General features: G+C 67.9%; 3 protein-coding genes. All 3 read left to right on the forward strand.

The window, feature by feature from the left end; genetic code table 11:
- Positions 1 to 122: 122 nt before the first annotated feature.
- The 3 genes from ADL01_RS17860 to ADL01_RS17870 are packed head-to-tail and all read left to right on the forward strand — an operon-like array spanning position 123 to position 3,911.
- Positions 123 to 1,241 carry a tyrosine-type recombinase/integrase gene (locus ADL01_RS17860; RefSeq protein WP_053743005.1) on the forward strand — a complete coding sequence of 373 codons (1,119 nt, stop codon included), beginning with the start codon at positions 123 to 125 and terminating at the stop codon, positions 1,239 to 1,241.
- Positions 1,238 to 3,478: a tyrosine-type recombinase/integrase gene (locus tag ADL01_RS17865; protein WP_234354684.1), complete on the forward strand. Its 2,241-nt coding sequence runs from the start codon at positions 1,238 to 1,240 to the stop codon at positions 3,476 to 3,478. The genes ADL01_RS17860 and ADL01_RS17865 overlap by 4 nt, the downstream gene beginning before the upstream one ends.
- The gene (locus tag ADL01_RS17870) at positions 3,468 to 3,911 is read left to right on the forward strand and encodes a DUF6262 family protein (RefSeq protein WP_053743006.1); all 444 of its coding nucleotides are present in this window, start codon (positions 3,468 to 3,470) and stop codon (positions 3,909 to 3,911) included. The genes ADL01_RS17865 and ADL01_RS17870 overlap by 11 nt, the downstream gene beginning before the upstream one ends.
- Positions 3,912 to 3,986 lie beyond the last annotated feature (75 nt).

Raw genomic sequence — 3,986 nt, forward strand, 5'->3', positions numbered from 1 at the left:
CCGTTATCTTGAGCCCGTACGAGCGTGTCCTTCATGTGTGTGAAGCACTCTGAAGTTCCCCCAACTTCCGTCGTGGATGCGGTTATCTGCCGCCGTCCAACACGGAAGGGGGCGGATGCGCGATGCGTGTACAGAGGGTGCTGGCACCCGGGTCGACGACGGAGTCGTGGACGCTGTTGGGGGGTGATCTGCGGCCGGTCGATCCGGTTGAGTCGTTCCTGGCCTACCTGACGGCGATCGAGCGGTCGCCGAACACCGTCAAGGCGTACGCCCACGACCTGAAGGACTGGTGGTACTACCTCGACGGCCGCGGTCTGGACTGGAAGTCAGTGGACTTGGAGGCAGTGGCCTCCTTCGTGGCCTGGCTGCGGTTGCCGCCGCCGGCCCGGAACGGGACGGTGGCGGTGCTGCCGACGGTCGAGCACCACTGCGCGGCCTCCAGCGTGAACCGCAAGCTCGCCGCGGTCAGCACGTTCTACGAGTTCCACGCCCGCAGCGGCGTCGCGGTCGCCGACCTGCTGGTGACGATGCGCCCGGTCGGACCTCATCGATCGGCGGCCACCTCTTACAAGCCGTTCTTGCAGCACATCGCCTCCGGCAAGCCCGCGCGGACTCGGACGATCAAGCTCAAGAGCGGACGGAAGCACCCCCACGTCCTGACTGCCGCCCAGGTCCAGAAGATCCTGGACTCCTGCGAACACCTGCGGGACCGGCTGCTGTTCGCCCTGCTGCTGGACACCGGAGTCCGCATCGGCGAGGCCCTGGGCCTGCGGCACGACGACATCGCGATCGCCGAACGGCAGGTGACCGTAGTGCCGCGGCTGAACGACAACCGGGCCCGCGCGAAGGCCGGCCGGTCCCGCAGCATCCCGGCCAGCGCGGAGCTGATGCGTCTGTACTCGGACTACCTGCACCGCGAGTACGGCGCCCTGGACTCCGACTACGTCTTCGTGAACCTCTTCGCCGAACCACACGGCCACCCCTGGGGCTACCCGGCCGTCTATGACCTGGTCAGACGGCTCCGGAAGACCACCGGGATCGCTTTTGAACCCCACCAATACCGCCACACCTACGCCACCTGGCTGTTGCGCCGCGGGGCGGGCATGGAGACGGTGAAGGAGTGCCTCGGGCACGCATCGATCACTACAACGATCGACACATACGGTCACCTCACCGTCGAGGACGCCCGGAGGACGCTGGAGGCCGCGGGCTGGTTCACCGGCCGGGAGGTCCGGCTGTGACCTTCCCCGCCGAGAAGGCACCGGGACGGACGAGGCTGCTTGAGCAGCTCATGGCCGTCGTCCGATCCGAGTTCCGCACCGAGATCTACGTCCCCGCTCCGGACGACCCCGTCTTCATCGCCGACGAGTGCACGGTCACGGACTGCGACCGGACGGCAGCCTCGACCCGGCGCGGACTCTGCAACGCCCACGCCATCCGGTTTCGCAAGCGCGGCTGCCCACCGATGACGGACTTCCTCGCCGAACCCGGTCCACCGGTCCGGGGCCGCCGGTCGCTCGCCGCCTGTCTCATCGACGGATGCCGCTACGGACGCCGCGCCAAGAACGGCTTGTGCTCCAAGCACCATGACCGTTGGAGCCGGGCCGGCAAGCCCGACCCGGCCACCTGGGATGCCCCTGACCTGGCCCCACGTGACACCACGACGTCCGAGTGCCGTCTGCCGTTCTGCAACCTCTGGGTCGCCAATCCCGTCAAGCTCTTCTGCCCGGGACACGACGAGCGCTGGCACCGCCATGGCCGCCCCGACCCCGACCACTTCATCGCCGACTGTGAACTGGTCGGAACCGCCAGCATCGATCTGCGCGACCTGGCCCCACAATTGAAACTGGAGATCCAGTACGCGCTGCAATGCCGCCACGACGCCCGCTCCCGCACCGCCGCCCCTCGCCTGGTCATGCCGGCCGTCCGACGGGTCAAGGCACTCGGGGTCGCCTCGCTGCTGGACCTGTCGGAACAGCAGTGGCGCCAGAAAGTCGGGGCCCAGGCCGATGAGTCGGCGCTGTTCCTCCTCGATGCCCGTGACGGGCTGGAGGCCCTGCGGGACGGAACTGGCTGGGAGATCGAGTACCCCAGAGATGTGTGGCGGCTCCACAGACTGCCCGGCATCACCACCCCGGCCGGACGTCCCTGCCCACGCGCCCGGCTGCGGTTCGACCGCATCCCCCAGTTCTGGCTCCGTGAGCTGGGCAAACGATGGACGAGGCTGCGGCTGACGTCCGGGCTGAGCATCGGTGCGGCCCGCGCCGGGGTCGACGCGCTCATCTGCTTCGGCGGATTCCTCACGTTCGTCGGCGTCGATGCGCTCGCCGAGGTGGACCGGCCGCTGCTGGAGCGCTACCTCGCCCACGTGATGTCACAGCCCGGCGGGCACGGCATGAAGAAGACGAGGATCGGTGCGCTCAACCTGTTCTTCCAGAACATCCGGCAGTACCGCTGGGAGGACACCCTGTCCGGCACCGCGGCCTTCTACGTCGGCGACGTCCCGCCGGTCCCCGAGCAAGTCGACCGCCGCCTCGCCGAGTACGTCATGACCCAGATCGAGTCGCCCGGCAACCTGGACCGCTGGCCCGACGCGGCGGGCCGACTGGTCACCCTCATCCTCACCCGCTGCGGACTGCGCATCTCCAGCGCTCTGGCCCTCGACTTCGACTGCCTCCTCCACGACGGCCAGGGCGCCCCCTACCTGCGCTACTTCAACACCAAAATGAGGCGCGAGGCGGCCGTGCCCATCGATGAGGAACTCGAAGCAGCCATCCGCGAGCAACAACGTCGGGTGCTGGACCAGTGGCCGGACGGGACGGCCTGCTTGTTCCCCCGCCAACGCGCCAACGTCTCGGGGAACCTCCCGCTGGCGGACGGCACTTACCGGCGGATGCTCGGCCGCTGGCTGAAGACCTGCGAGATCCGTGACGAACACGGGCGGCCAGTGCACCTGACACCCCATCAATGGCGGCATACCTTTGCCTGCCGACTCATCAACCGAGACGTCCCGCAAGAGGTCGTCCGCGTCCTCCTGGACCACGATTCACACAAGATGACCTCGCATTACGCCAAGATCACCGACCAGACGGTGCGGCGGCACTGGGAACAGGCAACCAAGGTCAACATCAAGGGCGAACGCGTGATCCTCGATCCCGACGGGCCGCTCAGCCAGGCCCAGTGGGCCAAGACGCGTTACGGCATCGCCACCCAAACCCTGCCCAACGGCTACTGCGGGTTGCCCGTTCAGAAGACCTGCCCGCACGCCAATGCTTGCCTGACCTGCCCAGTCTTCCTCACTGGGCCCGAGTTTCTGCCGGAGCTCCGCGAACAGCGCACCCGCACCCTGACGTTGATCGACAACGCCAAGAGCTGCGGTCACAGCCGCATGACCGAGATGAACCAGCAGGTCGCCGACAACCTCGACCGCATGATCGGCGAAATGGAAGACGACCAGGAGACTGAAAATGCCGGCTGACAACTCCCACCTGATCGTCGCCGCGGCCCGCCGGAGAGCCACGGCAACCCGCCGACGCGCGGTCGCCGCCCTGCGGCGGATGGATGCCACCGGCATCGCGATCACCTTCGAGACCGTCGCCCGCGAAGCGGGCGTCTCCCGGTCCTGGCTCTACAACCAGCCGGACCTGAGAGCCGAGATCGAGCGACTTCGCGCCCGCCGCCGGTCGATCCCCGCGGCCCGGCCGGTTCCCGACCGGCAACGAGCCTCCGACGCCTCCCTTCTACGGCGCTTGGAGGCTGCCACCGAGCGCAACCGACAACTGGAGTCCGAGAACCGGGAGTTGCGCGAGGCCCTCGCCCTCGCGCTCGGGGAACGACGCACCGCCGACCTGCCAGGTCGCCGCGACGACACGCCGAAGAAGAAGTCTTCCGCCGTCATCGGGCCCTGCTGAGGAGACCGTCGAGGACACTGTCCTCCACACAACACACCAGGTCAGGAACCTGCAAGATCGGCGGGCTCAAGATAA

The organism is Streptomyces sp. NRRL WC-3618 (genome assembly GCF_001280005.1).
In the GTDB taxonomy this organism is placed as follows: domain Bacteria; phylum Actinomycetota; class Actinomycetes; order Streptomycetales; family Streptomycetaceae; genus Streptomyces.

Bases quoted from the DNA above. Each gene is read 5' to 3' on its own strand.
- ADL01_RS17860 (WP_053743005.1), top strand. From the start codon at position 123: ATGCGTGTACAGAGGGTGCTGGCACCCGGGTCGACGACGGAGTCGTGG.
- ADL01_RS17870 (WP_053743006.1), top strand. From the start codon at position 3,468: ATGCCGGCTGACAACTCCCACCTGATCGTCGCCGCGGCCCGCCGGAGA.